Below are 17409 nucleotides of genomic sequence, written 5' to 3' on the forward strand. Positions count from 1 at the left end.
TCGTGATGGTGCCTTACATCAGGGATGTCGGATGAGATGGCTGAAGTGTGACACGGCCGCAATACCCGGACTCGGCAGAAGCCGGTTCAGCCCTCGAAATCCCCGGCATTCCGCCGGAAATCGCCCAGGATACGGATCAGCTGCGTTACGTCGTCATCACCAAAACCGGACTGGACGAACACCGCGCTGTTGAGTGCCGCCGTCGCATTTTTGGCCAGGGTCCGGCCCTCCGGCGTCAGCTCCACCAGGGTGGTGCGGCCGTCGCTGGGGTGCGGGGAGCGGACCACCAGACCCGCCGAGGCGAGCCGGTCCACGGCGTTCGTGATCGACGTCGGATGCACCTGGAGCAGTGCGCTCGCCTTGTTCATGGGGAGCGCACCGCCGCGTGCGAAACTGAGCAGGGCCAGCAGTTCGTAGCGCGCAAAGGTCAGCCCAAAGGGCCGCAGCACCGCTTCGATCCGGGCCAACAGGATCTGCTGGGTGCGCATGATCGCGGTAATCGCGGCCATGGGCGCGGCTTCCTCAACCCAGCCATGAGCCTCCCAGTTGCGCTGTGCATCGGCGATGGGATCCCTGGGCAGCGGTCCGGCCATGGCTCAGCCTTCGCTCCCCAGGCCGCTTCTGAGGGCGGGGAAATCAGCCTCGGAATACTCGACGCCGACTCCCGCGCCGGCGATCATAGCGATGCCTGCCGCGCCCGGATTGGCGCCTCCACCACCCGCGGCGTGCCGCAGTTCCTCGCTGTGCCGGAGCTCCACGCGCCGGATCTTCCCGGAGATGGTCTTGGGCAGGGCGGTGAACTCCAGGCGCCGTATCCGTTTGAACGGGGCCAGATGGTCGCGGCAATATCTGAGGATGTCCTCCGCGAGTTCCGCGCTGGGTTCAAAGCCGGCAACCAGCACCACAAATGCCTTCGGTACGGAGAGCCGCAACTCATCCGGCGACGGAACCACTGCGGCCTCGGCGACGGCCGGATGCTCGATCAGTACGCTCTCCAGCTCAAAGGGGGACAGTCGGTAGTCGGACGATTTGAAGACGTCGTCGTCCCGGCCGATGTAGGTAATAACGCCGTTCGCGTCCCTGCTGGCCATGTCGCCTGTGTGATAGTAGCCGCCGCGGAAGGCCTCCGCCGTCCGTTCCGGGTCCCCGTAGTACGCCTTCATCAGTCCCACCGGCCGGGGATCCAGACGCAGGCAGAGTTCGCCGTCGTCGCCTTCCTGCCCGGTCACCGGATCAACCAGTACGACGTCGTAACCCGGCAGCGGTTTTCCCATCGCACCAACGGTGACGGGCTGGCCGGGCGTATTGGCTACCTGCACGGTGGTTTCCGTCTGCCCGAAGCCGTCCCTGATGGTCTGCCCCCAGGCTTTGGATACCTGGCCAATAACCTCGGCATTGAGCGGCTCACCGGCGGAAACCACCTTAGTGGGAGGATTCTTGAGCAATGTCAGGTCCGCCTGGATCAGCATCCGCCAGACAGTGGGCGGCGCGCAGAAGCTGCTAACGCCTTCGCGGTCCATCTGCTCCATCAGTGCGCGGGCGTCAAAGCGTTCGTAGTTGTACACAAAAACGCAGGCCTCCGCGATCCACGGCGTGAAGACGTTGGACCAGGCGTGCTTTGCCCAGCCCGGCGATGCGACGTTCAGGTGGACGTCGCCGGGTTCGATGCCGATCCAGTAGAGCGTTGACAGGTGGCCCACCGGGTACGAGGTGTGGGTGTGCTCCACCAGCTTGGCCTTGGACGTGGTGCCGGAGGTGAAATAAAGCAGCAGGGTGTCATCCGCACCGGTAGGGGCTTCGGGCTCAAAACCGGCTCCGGCGTCGTAGGAATCGCTGTACTGAAGGGCCCGGGCGCCGGCTGCAGTGCCGCCGTCGTTCACCTCAATGAGGCGGTAGTTGCCCGGAACATCAGCGAATTTTGCGATGTTCGAACTGCCTGCCACGGCCCATGACGCCCTGCCGCGCTCCACCCGGTCGCGCAGATCGGCCGGGCCCATCAGCGTGGTGGTGGGGATGAGGACGATGCCCAGCTTCATGCCGGCCAGCATAAATTCCCACAATTCGACCTGGTTTCCCAGCATCAGGATCATATGGTCCCCGCGCCGGACGCCCACGCTACGCAGCCAGTTGGCCAGCCGGCTCGAATCGGCCGCGAGCTCGGCAAAGGTGCGCCGGGCGGCGGAACCGTCCTGTTCCACGATCACCAGGGCGGGTTTGCCGGCGGTGGCGGGGCTGGCAGCGATCTGGTCAAACCAGTCCAGTGCGAAATTGAAATGCTCGAACCGGGGCCAGCTGAACTCCTGGCGGGCGTGGCCGTAATCGGTGCGGAGGGCCAGTAATCTGTCGCGCGCAGAACGGAAGTCGTCGGTGACTGACATTGAAGGCCTTTCGCGTGGTGATCCCCATCACTTCGTCTCAACTCTGTGAATATACTAGGACATCCAATGGTCTGGAAGAAGGGATATGTCCCGTGAAGCCACAAGGAAGTGACACCGGGGGAGGGAGGCCGCAGGCCGCCCGGGCCGGTATCCCTTTCCCGGATGCTGACCTGATGCACATCGTGGACCTCCTGCCGCCAACAGAACGTCAGCGGTACCTCGAGGTGCGGGACCTCCTGCAGTCCAGGGTTCGGGCAGCTTCTATTCCGTACTGGAACCGGGAGGAGTTTCCCTACGAGCTGCTGAAACTGCTGGCCGACTGCGGCCTGGGCGGGCTCCAGACCGACGGTTCATCGACCTTGTTCAAGGGCCTGATGTACGTCGAAGTTGCACGGGCAGACGTCTCGCTCAGCGCCCTCGTGGGGATCCATAACGAGCTGATCCTTGGCATGATCAACGAACTGGGCTCGGAGGAACAGAAACATCGCTGGCTCCCCGGGCTGGCAGCCTTCACCCAGTTGGGGGCCTTCGCCTTGACCGAGCCCGAGCACGGTTCTGACATTGCCGGCGGCCTGAGCACCACCGCCCGGCTGGACGGCGCGGAATGGGTGATCAACGGTGCCAAGCGCTGGATTGGCGCCGCAACCATCGCGGATTTCGCCCTGGTCTGGGCCCGCGATGAAGCCGATGGCAGGATCAAGGGTTTCATCGTGGAGACGGACAGGCCCGGCTACCGTGCCACCAAGATCTCCAACAAGATCGGCCTGCGCATCATGCAGAACGCAGATATAGTGCTGGACCAGGTCCGGATTCCCCACCGCAACCTGCTGCCGGGGGCCACCGACTTCTCAGCAGCGAACTCCCTGCTCCGCGACTCACGGGCCTGGGTGGGCTGGCAGGCGGCGGGCATCCAGCTGGCCGCGTTCGACGTCGCCCGCTCCTATGCCCTGGAGCGCACCCAGTTCGGCAAGGAGTTGGCCCGCTTCCAGCTCGTCCAGCAGCAGCTTTCGGAGATGGTGGGCAACGCCTCGGCCTCACTGGCGCTGATGAGCCAGTTGGCCACGATCCAGCGGGACGGGCGGCTGCAGATGGCACAGGCCGCCATGGCCAAGGCCACCACCACCCGGCTGGCGCGGGAAACCGTGGCAATGGGCCGGTCCCTGCTGGGCGGCAACGGCATCAGTACAGATTTTGAGATGGCCAAGCTGTTCGGCGATGCCGAAATCCTTTACACCTACGAGGGTAGCTATGAGATCAATTCGCTGATTGTGGGCCGGGCCGTTACCGGCAAGTCCGCTTTCGTGTAGTTACTTCCACCAGGTGTCAAAAATGGTGACCGGCACGGTGCGCTTGTGCCTGGTGCGCAGGTACTTCTCCTCGATCAGCGTGGCGGCAGCTTCAGTGACCTCGCGGCCTTCCAGGTAATCGTCGATCTGGTCGTAGCTGAGGCCCAGTTCGTCCTCGTCGGTGCGGCCCGGATTGTCGTTCAAAAGATCTGCCGTGGGAACCTTCTCCCACACCCGGGCAGGGGCACCCAACTCGGCCAGCAGCATCCGGTTCTGCCGCTTGTTCAGGCCGAAGAGGGGCAGGATGTCCGCGCCGCCGTCGCCGAACTTGGTGAAGAACCCCGTGACCGATTCCGCCCCGTGATCGGTGCCGACCACCAGGTAGTTGTGCTCGCCGGCCAAGGCATACTGCGCGATCATGCGTGCACGGGCCTTGACGTTGCCCCGGTTGAAGTCGGAGATGGGGCTTCCGGTGGTCTTCTCGAACTCCTCTTCGAAGCCGTCGACGGCGTGGGAGACGTTGTAGGTCCACTCGGTTTTGGGCCTGATGAAGTCCATGGCGGCCTGGGCGTCTTCCTCGTCATGCTGGATGCCGTAGGGCAGCCGGACTGCGACGAAGTTGGCATTCACGCCCTCCGCTTCCAGTTCGTCGACCGCCAGTTGGGCCAGCTTTCCGGCCAACGACGAATCCAGGCCGCCGGAGATGCCCAGGACAAATCCCTTGGTCCCGGTGGCCTTGAGGTATTCCTTGAGGAAGGCAACACGTTTGCGCACCTCCCCTGCGGGGTCGATCCGGGGCTGGACGCCCATTTCTTCAATGATCCTGGCCTGGAGTTCGCGCATGTGGTCCACACTAGTCACGAGTGTCAACCCTGCTCAACAGGTGACGGGCCATGGCGGCGGAACGGGACAAAAGACCCGGATAAACTTGTCACCATGACTTCCCCCAGCGTTTCGCCTGCCGATGCCCGTGCCCGCCTGCTTGAGCTGATTAAGGAACTGGCGGTGGTCCGGGGCAAAGTGACTCTGTCTAGTGGAGCCGAGGCCGATTACTACATCGACCTCCGCCGCATCACCCTCCACCACGAGGCCTCCAGGCTGGTGGGCCAGGTCATGCTGCAAATGATTGACGACGCCGGCATCAGCTTTGAGTGCGCTGGTGGCCTCACCATGGGCGCGGACCCCGTAGGAACCGCCGTGATGCACGCAGCTGCCGACGCCGGACGTCCCGTGGACGCCTTTGTGGTCCGCAAGGCGCAGAAATCGTACGGAATGGGCCGCCAGGTGGAGGGTCCCTCCGTTGACGGCCGCAATGTGGTGGTCCTTGAGGACACATCCACCACCGGCGGCTCCGCACTCACCGCCGTCGAGGGCGTCCGGACCGCTGGCGGCAACGTGGTGGCAGTGGCTGTCATTGTGGACCGCGACACCGGCGCCAAGGAAAAGATCGAAGCGGAAACCGGCGTTCCGTACCTCTTTGCTTTCGGCAAGGACGAGCTTGGCCTGGACTGATTCTTTCCCGCTCGACGGGACGGCTTGAGGGGCCTATCCTTTTCCTACGTTCGCACGTGCTTGATGTATTGCATTAATAGAGGGGTAGCGGCATGACTTCGCTTGATCCGGGGCTGTCGCCGGTAGACAGGATCCAGAACCTGATCCTGGAAAGCGCCGACTTTGAGGAATTCCTCAATGAGCTGGCACAGCTCTCTGCGAGGGCAACATCGACCGATGGCAGTGAAGTGCTGTGCGGCATCACCCTGTTGCGTGACCGGCAGGCGGCCACTATCGGCTGGAGCAGTGCCGAGGCCCGTGAGGTGGACGAGATCCAGTACTCACTTGCCCAAGGGCCCTGCCTGACCTCGGCTGAAGAGCAGAAAGAGGTCTATGTTCCGGACCTCCTGGAGGAAGACCGCTGGGGCCCGGATTACGCCATAGCAGTAGCCAAGCACGATCTAAGGTCTGTCCTTTCGCTGCCCTTTAACCTCCAGGGTGAAGCGAAAGCCGCCCTGAACCTGTACTCGGCCGCCCCGGACTCCTTTGGTGATTTGACCCGTGAACGCGCCTGGGAGTACACCCGGGAGGTATCCCAGGCGCTGCGCCTGGCCGTCCGTATTGCGCTTCATAGTGACAACGCGGTTAATCTGCGTGCCAGCATGAAGTCGCGGACAGCCATCGATCTTGCCGTTGGCATCGTGATGGGGCAAAACCGCTGCAGCCAGGAGGAGGCGTTCAGGATTCTCAGCGATGCCGCCAGCAACAGCAACACCAAGCTGCGCACGCTGGCAGAAAATCTGGTGAACAAGATCGGCGGTGCGCAGGCTGCTACTCATTTCGATGAGCCGACTCACAGCCAGGCAGGATAAGCCGCCAGTGGGCAATTTTGTCTTACCCGCAACGCGCCCTATAGGCTGGTAAAGGTTGAGCATCCGGCCATAGTTGAGCCCAGGTTGGAGTTTCTATGGTCCACGCACGTTTTCTCGATCACTTTCATCACCGCCCTGACCCTGCCTCCCTGTCCTCGTGGACGGACGCCGAGCTGCTCAAGGCCAGCGACAAAGCCTTTGCCCGCATGGAGAACGACGGCGACCCCCGCATTGGTGAACACCTGGCCATCTACAGTGCCATCTGCCTCGAGATGGAGCGGCGCCGCAGGACCAATTCATCGCTGACTGACGCCTGATTACACGCGGATGGGCGGTGTCCTCCCGTAGCCCAGGCGAATATCTTCGCAGGTCCGCCCTCTATTACGGTAGAGACGTGGACTTTCGCTCCGAACACACCGATTGGGCTCGCAGGCTGCTTCGGCAGGCCGGGGACCTGGACAGGTTCTCCCGGCGCAAGTTCCTGCTCGGCGCCGCAGCATCAAGTGTCTTGGCGGCGGACATGCTGTTCACCCAGCGGGTGCAGGGCCAGCGACGCGTCAGCCAGATCCTGCCCGTGTCCGACGATTTCGCGGACAAGTACCACCCCAGTGCCAGCTGGTTCCTGTTCCCCGGCTACAAGACCAGCTGGGAAGAAGCCCAGTGGATCCTTAACTCCCTGAGGGGTGCCCTTAACCGCCGGGGCCGGCTCGCCGCCGTCGGATATTCCAATCTGGGGCTGGACATTGATCAGCTGGTGATTGCGGTGATCGAATATGTCCGCGCGCAGAAACTTACCAAGCTCTACTTCTACGGCCACAGCTTTGGCGGCATGGTGGCTACCCAGGTGGCCGCACGCCTGCGCGAGCTCCATGGCCTCGAAGTGGAATTTATCCTGCTGGACTCCTCACCGCACAGCCGCACCGACGTGCTGGACCAAAGCTGGTTCGACGGCGTGGTGTTCCTCTATGAGTCAGGGTTTCGGGTGCCCAGCGTAGTGCGCGGGAGCTATGAGTTAGGGGAACGGATCGTGCACAAGGACGAGCGTACCTGGCGGCAGATCCTGGATCAGACCATGGCGCAACTGTCGCCCCTTGCGCCGTCCAGCGTGCTGATCCAGAGCGAATCGGCCTACATCTACCACTTCTCCGCTTTCCGTTTTGCGGACAAGCTGGGAAGCACCCGAATGGCGTTTGTTGGCAGTCCGGAGGATCAAACCGTGCGGTACGCAACGGCCAGGGCCGGCTGGGAATCCACGTTTCCGAACAACATGGAATCCACGGACCTGCGGACGGACGGCGCCCGGCCGGCCCACGCGAGCCCGGGCTGGAACCCGTTCGTCTACCGTCCACTGGTGGTGGAACTGCAGGACAGGATCTTCCCGCTGCCCGGTGGCGGGTCAAGGGTAACGATCTACTAGATTGGATCCCCTGGACCTGATCCCCTAGATCTGGTCCTTGAGGTCCGCGACCGAACCCAGCACCTGATTGGGCCGGAACGGGAACGAATCGATGTCCTCGCGGCGGGTGATGCCGGTCAGGACCAGCACGGTGTGCAGGCCCGCTTCCATGCCCGCCACGATGTCGGTGTCCATCCGGTCCCCGATCATGGCGGTGGTCTCGGAATGGGCGTCGATCTGGTTCATGGCGGAGCGGAACATCATGGGATTGGGCTTGCCCACAATGTAGGGTTCCCGGCCCGTGGCCTTGGTGATCAGCGCAGCTATGGCGCCGGTGGCGGGCATGGGACCGTCCTTGGACGGGCCAGTGGCATCCGGGTTGGTGGCAATGAACCTGGCCCCGGCGAGGATCAGCCGGATCGCCATAGTGATGGCCTCAAAAGAATACGTACGGGTCTCGCCAAGAACCACAAAGTCCGGGTTCTGGTCGGTGAGGATAAAGCCCGCCTCATGCAACGCCGTCGTGAGTCCTGCTTCGCCGATGGTGTAGGCGCGGTTCCCCGAACCGGAACCATGCACCTGGTCCTTGAGGAACTGGGCCGTAGCCAGGGCGGAGGTCCAGATATTCTCCTCCGGGATCTCCAGGCCGGAAGCGCGGAGCCGGGCCGCGAGGTCCCTGGGAGTGAAGATGGAATTGTTTGTCAGGACCAGGAAACGCTTGGACGTGTCCACCCAGCGCTGGATCAGATCCGCCGCTCCGGGAACGGGCTGATTCTCGTGGACCAGCACGCCGTCCATGTCCGTGAGCCAGCATTCGATCTCCTGGCCGCTGCGGTAAACCGCTGCCGATGTTTTTACCTGGTCAGCTTCTGCCATGACTTCCTCCACGGGTGACGGATATTCCTCGGCCCAGTCTAGTGTTGAGGGGTGAATCAGACACCCGGAACCCCAGCCGACCCTCGCGCAGCACCGGAAGCAACTATCGAGGAAGCGCCGCAGGCGGAAGTCGGCGTGGGGCCGTGGGAAGGCGAACTGCCCGACGGCGACCACTGGGACCCCGAGCTCCTGGCAGCCGGGGACCGGCGCAACGTGGTGGACAAATACCGTTACTGGAAACACGACGCCATCGTGGCGGACCTCGATGCAAGGCGGCACAACTTCCACATCGCCATCGAGAACTGGCAGCACGATATGAACATCGGGACCGTGGTGCGCACAGCCAACGCCTTCCTGGCCAAGGAAGTCCATATCATTGGCCGGCGCAGGTGGAACCGCCGTGGTGCCATGGTCACCGACCGCTACCAGCACGTCCGCTACCACCCGACTGTTGACGAATTCGTGGCGTGGGCGCAGGGGGAGGGCCTGGCCATCATCGGTATCGACATCTTTCCGGACTCTGTGCCTTTGGAAACGTACGAACTGCCCAGGGACTGCGTGCTGGTGTTCGGCCAGGAGGGACCGGGACTGACTGCTGAGGTCCACGAGGCCGCGCTCGCGACCCTCTCTATCGAGCAGTTCGGGTCCACCCGCTCCATCAACGCCGCCTCTGCCGCAGCCATCGCCATGCACGCCTGGATCCGACGCCACGTCTTCAGCCAGCACGTGTGAGGAGGCTCTTCCAAAGGTTCCCGGCGTAACTGTTACCCCGCCGGTGACCGAAACAGGGCAAGGCCGCCGGAAATGGCTAGGATGGTTGCTAGCCGACGAGGTTCACTCCAGGGTCACCGCACCCGCAGACGAAATTTTCACTTGAGGAGTCAGCATGCCCATTGCAACCCCAGAGATCTACTCCGAGATGATCGACCGCGCAAAGGCGGGCGGCTTCGCATTCCCGGCCGTGAACGTGACGTCCTCGCAGACGCTGAACGCCGCCCTTCGCGGCTTCGCCGAGGCTGAGTCCGACGGCATCATCCAGGTTTCCACCGGCGGCGCAGCCTACTGGTCCGGCGCCTCCACCAAGGACATGGTGGCCGGTTCCCTGGGTTTCGCGGCGTTCGCCCGCGAGGTAGCCAAGAACTACAACGTCAACATCGCGCTGCACACCGACCACTGCCCCAAGGACAAGCTGGACGGCTTTGTCCTGCCGCTGCTAGCAGCTTCCGAGGCCGAGGTCAAAGCCGGCCGCAACCCGCTGTTCAACTCACACATGTGGGACGGCTCAGCTGAGACCCTGCAGGAAAACCTGCGTATTGCCCGCGAGCTGCTGGAGCGCACCGCTGCGGCCAAGATCATCCTCGAAGTTGAAATCGGCACCGTGGGTGGCGAGGAAGACGGCGTCGAAAATGAGATCAACGAGAAGCTCTACACCACCGTTGAAGACGCCCTGGCCACTGTTGACGCCCTCGGCTCCGGCGAGAACGGCCGCTACATTACGGCTCTTACCTTCGGCAACGTGCACGGCGTCTACAAGCCCGGCGGCGTGAAGCTGCGCCCGGAGATCCTCAAGGACATCCAGGCCCAGGTTGGCGCCAAGATCGGCAAGGACAGCCCGTTCGACCTCGTCTTCCATGGTGGATCCGGCTCCTCAGACCAGGAAATCGCTGACGCGGTCTCCTACGGCACCATCAAGATGAACATTGATACCGACACCCAGTACGCCTACACGCGCCCGGTAGCGGATCACATGTTCCGCAACTACGACGGCGTCCTGAAGGTTGATGGCGAGGTCGGCAACAAGAAGACCTACGATCCGCGCGTCTGGGGCGCTGCCGCAGAGGCCGGTCTGGCCGCACGTGTCGTCGAGGCCACCAAGCAGCTCGGCTCCGCTGGAAAGACTTTCTAGGAATGTCCGACGAGTTCCGCAAGAACCTGATGGGCCCCGAGCCCACCCTGCTGCCGGCCGAGACCGAGGTCTACCAGCAGCTGGAAGCAGGCCAGGAAGCGCTGGACCTGGTGGAGAAGCACCCCACGTCCTCGCTGCTCTGGGCCGTCCTGGCCGAAGAGGCCTGGGCCGAGGGCCGCACCATCGATTCCTACGCGTATTCACGGGTGGGCTACCACCGGGGACTGGATTCGCTGCGGCGCAATGGCTGGCGCGGCGTTGGCCCCATCCCGTGGGAGCATGAGCCCAACCGCGGTTTCCTCCGGGCGTTGTACTCGCTGGGCCGCGCTTCCGCAGCTATCAACGAGGCGGAGGAGCCGGAGCGGATCGAGAAGTTCCTCAACGACTCCGATCCTGCGGCGAAGGCCGCAATCGAAGGCAAATAGCCCGGATTACGGGGGTTTCGGCAGGCTCAACCACCGGTTTTGGTGATCGAGCCTGTCGAGATCCCTCCCGGGGTTTCGGCAGGCTCAACCACCGAGGCTAAGCGGGAGTCAGGCCCGTCCGCGCCATGGCGTCTGCGTACGCCACGCGCATGTCCTCCAGATACTGTTCCTGCCGCACCGGGCTGCCGGCGAAAGCGCGGCCGCTAAGGGACCGGACCTTGTAGGTCTTGAGGCCACGGCGCCAGAGAAGCGGGACTTCGGTCTTGAGCAGCAGGTTGGCCAGGCGGTTTGCTTCGGTGCCGTGCGCCACGATCACCGATGCCCGCGGTACCAGCGCCAGGAACTTCAGCAGCGGCTTGAGCCCGGCCGAGATCTGGTCCGGAGTAAACTTGCCGTTGGCCTCGCCCGGGGTGTACCAGGGGTGGACGTTCCACGGCATCACGTACTCCGGGCGCAGGCCCAGCTTCCACTGGATGCCCAGCATGCGGCCGGCTGCGTCGTCGTCGCCCGGGGTGATGAAGCCGGACGGATCAATGGCGCCGATGTTGGAGTACAGGCTGATGATGCGGCACTCGTCAACGTCGTGAATGGGGTCAACATACGGGACGACGGTGTCCGGCTTGGTGCCCTGGAGGGAATCGCAGAGCTCGTTGATGGCTGCAACGGCGGGTTCGTAGCGGCGGTTCATGAGCTGCTCTCGTGTGGATTCGGGTGCCAGGGCTGTCATATAGGGCGGGGTCTCCTGCGGGTTTGGCGTTGCTGCCACGGGGAAGGCTGCGCCGTGTTCGATGGCACGGCCGGTCCGGGTGGTTTGAAAGATGGTGTGGACTGATTCCTGGTCAGCCTTACCCAGTTTAGCAAGCCGCTGTACATCATGGTGCCGGGTGACTCGTGCAAAGTCTTTCCAGCTTTTGTCACGGCCATTGACAGCTTCTGCGCAGCTTGCTTGTCTGGTCTGACAGCCGCGCGCTCCACCAGTCCGGCTGCCCGCACTAGAGGACTTCGAAAGAGGCAAGCACTGTGAGAAAACCACTGGCAACCTTCAGGACCCTGGCAGTTACGGGAGCATTGGCGCTGGCCGTAGTGGCCGCGCCGCTTCCGCTGGCGAATGCTGTGGGCGAGGGCCCCAACTACGACGGCAACGGTCAGATCACCACTTCCAAACTGGCAACGTATGACGAAATGGTGTCCTTCCTCAAGGACCAGGACGCCCGCCAGTCCGCCATGGAGCTGGAAGTCATCGGCCAGACCGTCAAGGGCCGGGATATCCACCTGGTCAAGTACATTTCGGACCCGGCCAAGCCCACCATCCTGTACCTGACACAGCAGCACGGCAATGAACAGCTCACCACCGAAGGGGCCATGGAGTTCATCCGGCACCTGGGAACCGGCAAGTCGGGCGGCATCCTGGACGGCGTGAACATACTGGTGGTCCCGATGCTCAATGCCGACGGCGCCATGGGAGATGTGAACTTCCCGCTGGATGACTACCTGGCCAAGGGCGACCGCCACCTCACGCGTTACAACGCGGAGGAAGTGGACCTGAACCGCGACCACGTGGACAAGATCCAGCCGGAGACCCAGGCGCTGCACAACAACGTGATGCGGAAATACCGGATCGACTACATGATCGACCTCCACCACCAGGGCACCCGCAGCGAGCGTGATGGCAAGCTGGTGTCCGGGTCCATCCTGTACCCCACGACCCCCAACGCCGATCCAGCGGTTGTGGAGAAGTCCAAGCAGTTGGGCGCCGTGGTGTTCGATAACGTCGATTCCACCGGTTGGGGCCACCTGGGCAAGTACGCCGGCGGCAGCGCGGAGACCATCAGCCGCAACGGCATCGCCGTCGAATACGGAATTGCCACCCTGTTGTTCGAAATGCGCGGCATGTCGGACCACTACGCGGACGGCGTCGCCCTGGGACTGCGCAGCAACGGCTACCTGATCAAGCAGACGGTCACCACGCTGACGTCCACGGCTGCAGCCATCGCTGACGGATCAATCGCCGACGCCGACACCTCCTTCTGGGACACCCTCGCCACCCAGACCTCCCGCCCTGGTGAGGAGGCCGACGGCGAGTAGCAGCCCCGCGGCCAGTGGTGGTTCCCTGCCGGATGCAGGGAGCCACCGCGTGCCAACGGCTGGAGAAAGTCCGTCATCGGCTAAACTTGGGTGGTAAGAGCCCCGGAACTCTTGCATCGCTGCGCTCTGTGCGTAGCGGCGGCCAGTTCAGCCGGGGCGTTCTCATGTACGGCGCCGCGCCATCTTGGTCCGGCCCGAAACGAATGGGGGAGGATCCCATGCCAGCAATCGTTATCGTCGGGGCCCAATGGGGCGACGAAGGAAAAGGCAAGGCCACTGACCTGCTCGGGCACCGTGTGGACTACGTGGTTAAGCCCAACGGTGGCAACAACGCCGGGCACACCGTCGTCGTGGGCGGTGAGAAGTATGAGCTGAAGCTCCTTCCTGCCGGCATCCTCAGCCCCAACGCCGTCCCGATTATCGGCAACGGCTGCGTGGTGAACCTGGAGGCACTGTTCCAGGAGATTGATGGCCTGGAAGCCCGCGGTGCAGACACCTCAAAGCTGCGGATTTCCGCCAACGCCCACCTGGTGGCCCCGTACCACCAGGTTCTGGACAAGGTCACCGAGCGCTTCCTGGGCAGCCGCGCTATCGGCACCACCGGCCGCGGTATCGGCCCCGCCTACATGGACAAGGTGGCCCGCCTCGGTATTCGCGTGCAGGACGTATTTGATGAGTCAATTCTCCGCCAGAAGGTGGAAGGCTCGCTGCGCCAGAAGAACGAACTCCTGGTCAAGGTGTACAACCGCCGCGACATCGAGGTGGAGGAAATTGTGAGCTATTTCCTCTCCTTCGCTGACCGCCTCCGCCCGCTGGTCATCGACAGCACCTTTGTGCTTAACGAGGCACTGGACCAGGGCAAGGTAGTCCTAATGGAAGGCGGCCAGGCCACGTTCCTTGACGTTGACCACGGCACCTACCCGTTCGTCACCTCATCCAATCCCACAGCCGGCGGCGCCTCGGTGGGCTCGGGCATCGGCCCCACCCGCATCTCCCGCTCCATCGGCATCATCAAGGCCTACACCACCCGTGTAGGCGCCGGCCCGTTCCCCACTGAACTGTTCGACGACATGGGCCTGTACCTGCAAAAGACCGGTGGCGAGTTCGGCGTAAACACCGGCCGGCCGCGCCGCTGTGGCTGGTACGACGCCGTCCTGGCCCGCCACGCTTCCCGCGTCAACGGCTTCACTGATTACTTCGTCACCAAGCTTGACGTCCTCACCGGCATCGAACAGATTCCGGTGTGCGTCGCCTATGACGTGGACGGCGTGCGCCACGACGAAATGCCCATGACGCAGACCGACTTCCACCACGCGAAGCCCATCTTCGAGTACTTTGCCGGCTGGACGGAAGACATCACCGGCGCCCGCACCCTCGCGGACCTGCCGGAGAATGCGCGCAACTACGTGCTGGCCCTCGAAAAGCTGTCCGGCACCCGCTTCTCGGCAATCGGCGTCGGGCCGGACCGCGACCAGACGATCGTCATCAACGACCTCATCAACGACTGACGATCCCGGAGCAGACAACAAACAAACGACGACGGCGGGCCACCTTGGGAAGGTGACCCGTCGTCGTCGTTTTCCTCAACCGTGAACGGGCGCTAGGCCAGCACCTGCCGCTTGGAGGAGATGACCCCGGTATCGAAGCCGGCCAGGTGCAGCCCGCCGTGGAAACGGGCGTGCTCAATCTTCACGCAGCGATCCATCACCACGTTCAGGCCTGCTGCTTCGGCGTCGCGCGCCACGTCCTCGTGCCAGGATCCCAGCTGCAGCCAAAGAGTCTTGGCGCCGGCCGCGATGGACTCTTCCAAGACTCCCGGCAGGTCGTCGTGCTTGCGGAACACGTCCACAATGTCCGGGCTTTCCGGAAGATCAGCCAGCGACGCATACGTGCGTTCACCGAGGATTTCCTTCACTACCGGATTGACGAAGTACACCTTGTACCGGGTGGAGGACTGCAGATAGGTGGCCACGAAGTAGCTGGCCCGGGAGGGCTTGTCTGACGCCCCTACGATCGCAATGGTCCTGGCCTGCCGGAGCAGGGCCAGCCGCTCGGGGGCTGAAGGGCCGGCCCAGGTTCGGGCCGTGCCGGTTTCCGTCGCGCCGGATTCTGCAGCGACATTCTCAACGGTGCTCATGCGCGTGCTCCGATCGTGCAGGAATCAGCAATGTCTTCGGCCGGACCGGTCAGCGCAGAGCTGCCGGCTGCCGCTTCCGAGGCCTGGGTCAATGCCTGGTCCAGGTCCCACAGAATGTCCTCGATGTCCTCAAGTCCCACGGAAATGCGCACCAGGTCCTCCGGCACGCCTGCTGTCACCAGCTGTTCGGGGCTGAGCTGCTGGTGGGTGGTGGAGCCGGGGTGGATCACCAGCGTGCGGGAGTCGCCCACGTTGGCCAGGTGGGAGGCCAGCTGCAGGGATTCGATGAACTTCTGTCCGGCCGCCCGGCCACCCTTGACGCCAAAGGAGAACACGGAGCCCGGGCCCAGCGGAAGATACTTGCGGGCCCGCTCGAAGTGGGGGTGGGAGGGCAGGCCGGAAAAGTTTACGTAGGCCACGCGGGGATCGGCTTCGAGCCATTCCGCTACGGCCTGCGCGTTCTTCAGGTGCTCGTCCAGGCGCTGGGGCAGGGTTTCGACGCCTTGCAGCAGCTGGAAGGCGGACTGCGGGCTCAGGGCCGGTCCGATGTCGCGCAGCTGTTCACAGCGCAGCTTGGTGAGGAAGCCGTATTCGCCGAAGTTGCCCCACCAGGAGACGTTGCCGTAGGAGGCCACTGGCTCGGTCATGGTGGGGAACTTGCCGTTGCCCCAGTTGAACCGGCCACTTTCAACGATGACGCCGCCCAGGGTGGTGCCGTGGCCGCCCAGAAACTTGGTGGCGGAGTGGATCACGATGTCCGCACCGTGTTCGATGGGCCGCACCAGGTAGGGCGTGCTCAGCGTGGCATCCACCACCAGGGGGATGCCGGCGTCGTGTGCCACCCTGGCCAGTGCCGCGAGGTCCTGGACCTCCGACGACGGGTTGGCCACCACCTCCACGAAGATCGCCTTGGTATTCTCCCGCACGGCAGCGGCGTAGTCCGCCGGATCCGTACCCGGCACGAACGTGGTGTCCACCCCGAAGCGGCGCAGCGTGACGTCCAGCTGGGTCACCGTACCGCCGTAGAGCTGGGACGCTGCCACAATGTGGTCGCCCGCCTGGGTCAGCGCTGCGAAGGTAATGAATTCAGCTGCCATCCCGGAGGACGTGGCGACGGCACCGATGCCGCCTTCCAGGGACGCAATGCGCTCCTCGAAGGCCGCAACCGTGGGGTTTCCGATGCGTGAGTAGATGTTGCCGTACTTCTGCAGGGCGAACAGGTTCGCTGCGTCCTGCGTGTCTTTGAAGACGAAGGACGTGGTCTGGTAGATGGGCACAGCACGGGCGCCGTGTTCGGCGTCGGGAGTTCCGCCTGCGTGCAGGGCACGGGTACGGAATCCAAAGGTACGGTCAGCCATTAAGCGGCAACCTCCGTTTTTGCAGTAGGGGTGGCGCTGAGATCCAGCTCAGTGCCGTTCTTTCGGGCGAGGTCCGCCTCCAGTTCCCGCACGATCGGAAGGATGTCCTTGCCGAACGCCGCCACTTCCTCCTGGAAGTGCAGGTAACCGGTCAGGAACAGGTTAACGCCGATCTTCTTGTACTCAACGATCCGCCGGGCAATTTGTTCCGGCGTGCCGATCAACTGGGTCTCGAAACCGTCGTTGTACTGGACCAGGTCCTCAAAGGTGGAGTCCGCCCACATGCCCTTGCCGTCCTTGGTGGAAGGCCCGGCTTCCTGTACTGCGTCCCGGAAACCTTCGACGGCGGGGCGGTGCGCTTTCTCCACAATTTCGCGGAGGGTGTCCCGGGCTTCTTTTTCAGACTCACGGGCGATAACGAAGCCGTTCAGGCCAAACCTGGGGGAAGGCAGCGCACCTGGGGAACCGATGCGGCGGCCGCTTTCGCCCGCGGCAGCAACCACCCCGGCGATGTTCTCCTTGAAGCCCTCCAGGTCCTTGCCGTTGGAGAAGTACCAGTCCGCAACCCGCCCTGCGGCGCCCTGTGCCGCCGTCGAGTTTCCGCCGAAGAAAATTTCCGGATGCGGGCGGCCGGGAACGTCCACCGGTGCGGGGTTCAGGGTGAATTCGTTGATGTTGTAGTACTTGCCGGATTGGCAATATTCCTGCTCGGTCCACAGGCCGCGGAGCACCCTGATGAATTCCTCGGTGCGGACGTAGCGTTCGTCGTGCTCCAGCCATTCAAGGCCGAAGTTCTCGAATTCGGCTTTTAGCCAGCCGGAGACGACGTTCACGGCTGCCCGGCCGTTGGAGATGTGGTCCGCCGTGATGATGAACTTGGCCAGCACGCCGGGGTGCCACATGCCGGGGTGGACCGCTGAGATGACCTTGAGCCGCTCCGTGGCGGCCAGCAGGGCCAGGCTGAAGGAGGTGGCCTCGTGCTGTTTGTCCGCGCCATAGGACGCGGCATAGCGGGTCTGCGTGAGGGCGTATTCGAAGCCGGAGTCCTCGGCGATGCGGGCCAGCTTCTTGTTGTAGTCAAAGTCCCAGCTGGTGCGCTGTTCAATGGTCGAGACCACCAGGCCGCCGGAAACGTTGGGCACCCAGTAGGCGAACTTCAGCGGCTCTTCAAGCCGGGCGACTTTGCTGATGTCAGTCAT

General features: G+C 63.5%; 18 protein-coding genes. 10 read left to right on the forward strand and 8 right to left on the reverse strand.

Annotation, left to right across the window (positions count from 1 at the left end; translation table 11 throughout):
* Positions 1-86: 86 nt before the first annotated feature.
* Positions 87-593, reverse strand: a complete 507-nt coding sequence (locus ACWA13_RS03085; RefSeq protein WP_463936720.1) for a MarR family winged helix-turn-helix transcriptional regulator — start codon at positions 591-593, stop codon at positions 87-89.
* Between the two features lie 3 nt (positions 594-596).
* Positions 597-2378 (reverse strand): AMP-binding protein, encoded by a 1782-nt coding sequence (locus tag ACWA13_RS03090; RefSeq protein WP_463936721.1) that lies wholly within the window; start codon positions 2376-2378, stop codon positions 597-599.
* Positions 2379-2551: 173 nt separating this feature from the next.
* On the opposite strand from ACWA13_RS03090, the gene ACWA13_RS03095 reads away from it, so the two are divergent.
* Positions 2552-3685 carry an acyl-CoA dehydrogenase family protein gene (locus ACWA13_RS03095; protein WP_463938003.1) on the forward strand — a complete coding sequence of 378 codons (1134 nt, stop codon included), beginning with the start codon at positions 2552-2554 and terminating at the stop codon, positions 3683-3685.
* Here the strand turns inward: ACWA13_RS03095 and nadE are convergent, their stop codons facing one another.
* Positions 3686-4507, reverse strand: a complete 822-nt coding sequence (gene nadE, locus ACWA13_RS03100; protein ID WP_463938004.1) for an ammonia-dependent NAD(+) synthetase — start codon at positions 4505-4507, stop codon at positions 3686-3688.
* A 93-nt stretch (positions 4508-4600) separates the two neighbouring features.
* Between nadE and pyrE the strand changes: the two genes are divergently transcribed.
* The 4 genes from pyrE (at position 4601) to ACWA13_RS03120 (ending at position 7444) form a co-directional block, all read left to right on the forward strand.
* On the forward strand, positions 4601-5176 hold the full coding sequence (gene pyrE / locus ACWA13_RS03105; protein WP_463936722.1) for an orotate phosphoribosyltransferase: 576 nt from the start codon (positions 4601-4603) through the stop codon (positions 5174-5176).
* Positions 5177-5268: 92 nt separating this feature from the next.
* Entirely contained in the window at positions 5269-6027 is a 759-nt protein-coding gene (locus ACWA13_RS03110; RefSeq protein WP_463936723.1) for a GAF and ANTAR domain-containing protein, read from the forward strand.
* A gap of 95 nt (positions 6028-6122) precedes the next feature.
* Positions 6123-6344 carry a hypothetical protein gene (locus tag ACWA13_RS03115; protein WP_463936724.1) on the forward strand — a complete coding sequence of 74 codons (222 nt, stop codon included), beginning with the start codon at positions 6123-6125 and terminating at the stop codon, positions 6342-6344.
* A 77-nt stretch (positions 6345-6421) separates the two neighbouring features.
* On the forward strand, positions 6422-7444 hold the full coding sequence (locus ACWA13_RS03120; protein ID WP_463936725.1) for a thioesterase domain-containing protein: 1023 nt from the start codon (positions 6422-6424) through the stop codon (positions 7442-7444).
* Between the two features lie 24 nt (positions 7445-7468).
* Here the strand turns inward: ACWA13_RS03120 and ACWA13_RS03125 are convergent, their stop codons facing one another.
* Positions 7469-8299, reverse strand: coding sequence for an HAD-IIA family hydrolase (locus ACWA13_RS03125; RefSeq protein WP_463936726.1), 831 nt, complete (start codon positions 8297-8299; stop codon positions 7469-7471).
* A gap of 51 nt (positions 8300-8350) precedes the next feature.
* Between ACWA13_RS03125 and ACWA13_RS03130 the strand changes: the two genes are divergently transcribed.
* The 3 genes from ACWA13_RS03130 (at position 8351) to ACWA13_RS03140 (ending at position 10630) form a co-directional block, all read left to right on the forward strand.
* The gene (locus ACWA13_RS03130) at positions 8351-9031 is read left to right on the forward strand and encodes a TrmH family RNA methyltransferase (RefSeq protein ID WP_463936727.1); all 681 of its coding nucleotides are present in this window, start codon (positions 8351-8353) and stop codon (positions 9029-9031) included.
* Between the two features lie 154 nt (positions 9032-9185).
* Positions 9186-10205: a class II fructose-bisphosphate aldolase gene (gene fbaA / locus ACWA13_RS03135; RefSeq protein WP_463936728.1), complete on the forward strand. Its 1020-nt coding sequence runs from the start codon at positions 9186-9188 to the stop codon at positions 10203-10205.
* A gap of 2 nt (positions 10206-10207) precedes the next feature.
* Entirely contained in the window at positions 10208-10630 is a 423-nt protein-coding gene (locus ACWA13_RS03140) for a DUF3151 domain-containing protein (protein WP_463936729.1), read from the forward strand.
* 97 nt (positions 10631-10727) lie between these two features.
* On the opposite strand, the gene ACWA13_RS03145 is transcribed toward ACWA13_RS03140, so the two are convergent.
* The gene (locus ACWA13_RS03145) at positions 10728-11357 is read right to left on the reverse strand and encodes a uracil-DNA glycosylase family protein (protein WP_463938005.1); all 630 of its coding nucleotides are present in this window, start codon (positions 11355-11357) and stop codon (positions 10728-10730) included.
* A 293-nt stretch (positions 11358-11650) separates the two neighbouring features.
* Here ACWA13_RS03145 and ACWA13_RS03150 point away from each other — a divergent pair, with 293 nt between their 5' ends.
* Together ACWA13_RS03150 and ACWA13_RS03155 are read left to right on the forward strand one after the other, a co-directional pair.
* Positions 11651-12715 (forward strand): M14 family zinc carboxypeptidase, encoded by a 1065-nt coding sequence (locus ACWA13_RS03150; RefSeq protein ID WP_463936730.1) that lies wholly within the window; start codon positions 11651-11653, stop codon positions 12713-12715.
* Between the two features lie 218 nt (positions 12716-12933).
* A complete protein-coding gene (locus ACWA13_RS03155; protein ID WP_463936731.1) occupies positions 12934-14223 on the forward strand; it encodes an adenylosuccinate synthase in 1290 nt (429 codons plus the stop codon).
* Between the two features lie 92 nt (positions 14224-14315).
* Here the strand turns inward: ACWA13_RS03155 and ACWA13_RS03160 are convergent, their stop codons facing one another.
* Genes ACWA13_RS03160 through sfnG form a run of 3 tightly spaced genes read right to left on the reverse strand, consistent with a single transcriptional unit; the run spans position 14316 to position 17409 of the window.
* On the reverse strand, positions 14316-14852 hold the full coding sequence (locus tag ACWA13_RS03160; RefSeq protein WP_463936732.1) for a CoA-binding protein: 537 nt from the start codon (positions 14850-14852) through the stop codon (positions 14316-14318).
* On the reverse strand, positions 14849-16210 hold the full coding sequence (locus tag ACWA13_RS03165) for an O-acetylhomoserine aminocarboxypropyltransferase/cysteine synthase family protein (RefSeq protein WP_463936733.1): 1362 nt from the start codon (positions 16208-16210) through the stop codon (positions 14849-14851). The genes ACWA13_RS03160 and ACWA13_RS03165 overlap by 4 nt, the downstream gene beginning before the upstream one ends.
* The gene (gene sfnG, locus ACWA13_RS03170; RefSeq protein ID WP_463936734.1) at positions 16210-17409 is read right to left on the reverse strand and encodes a dimethylsulfone monooxygenase SfnG; all 1200 of its coding nucleotides are present in this window, start codon (positions 17407-17409) and stop codon (positions 16210-16212) included. The genes ACWA13_RS03165 and sfnG overlap by 1 nt, the downstream gene beginning before the upstream one ends.

Source organism: Pseudarthrobacter sp. TRD_SC_9 (assembly GCF_055361265.1).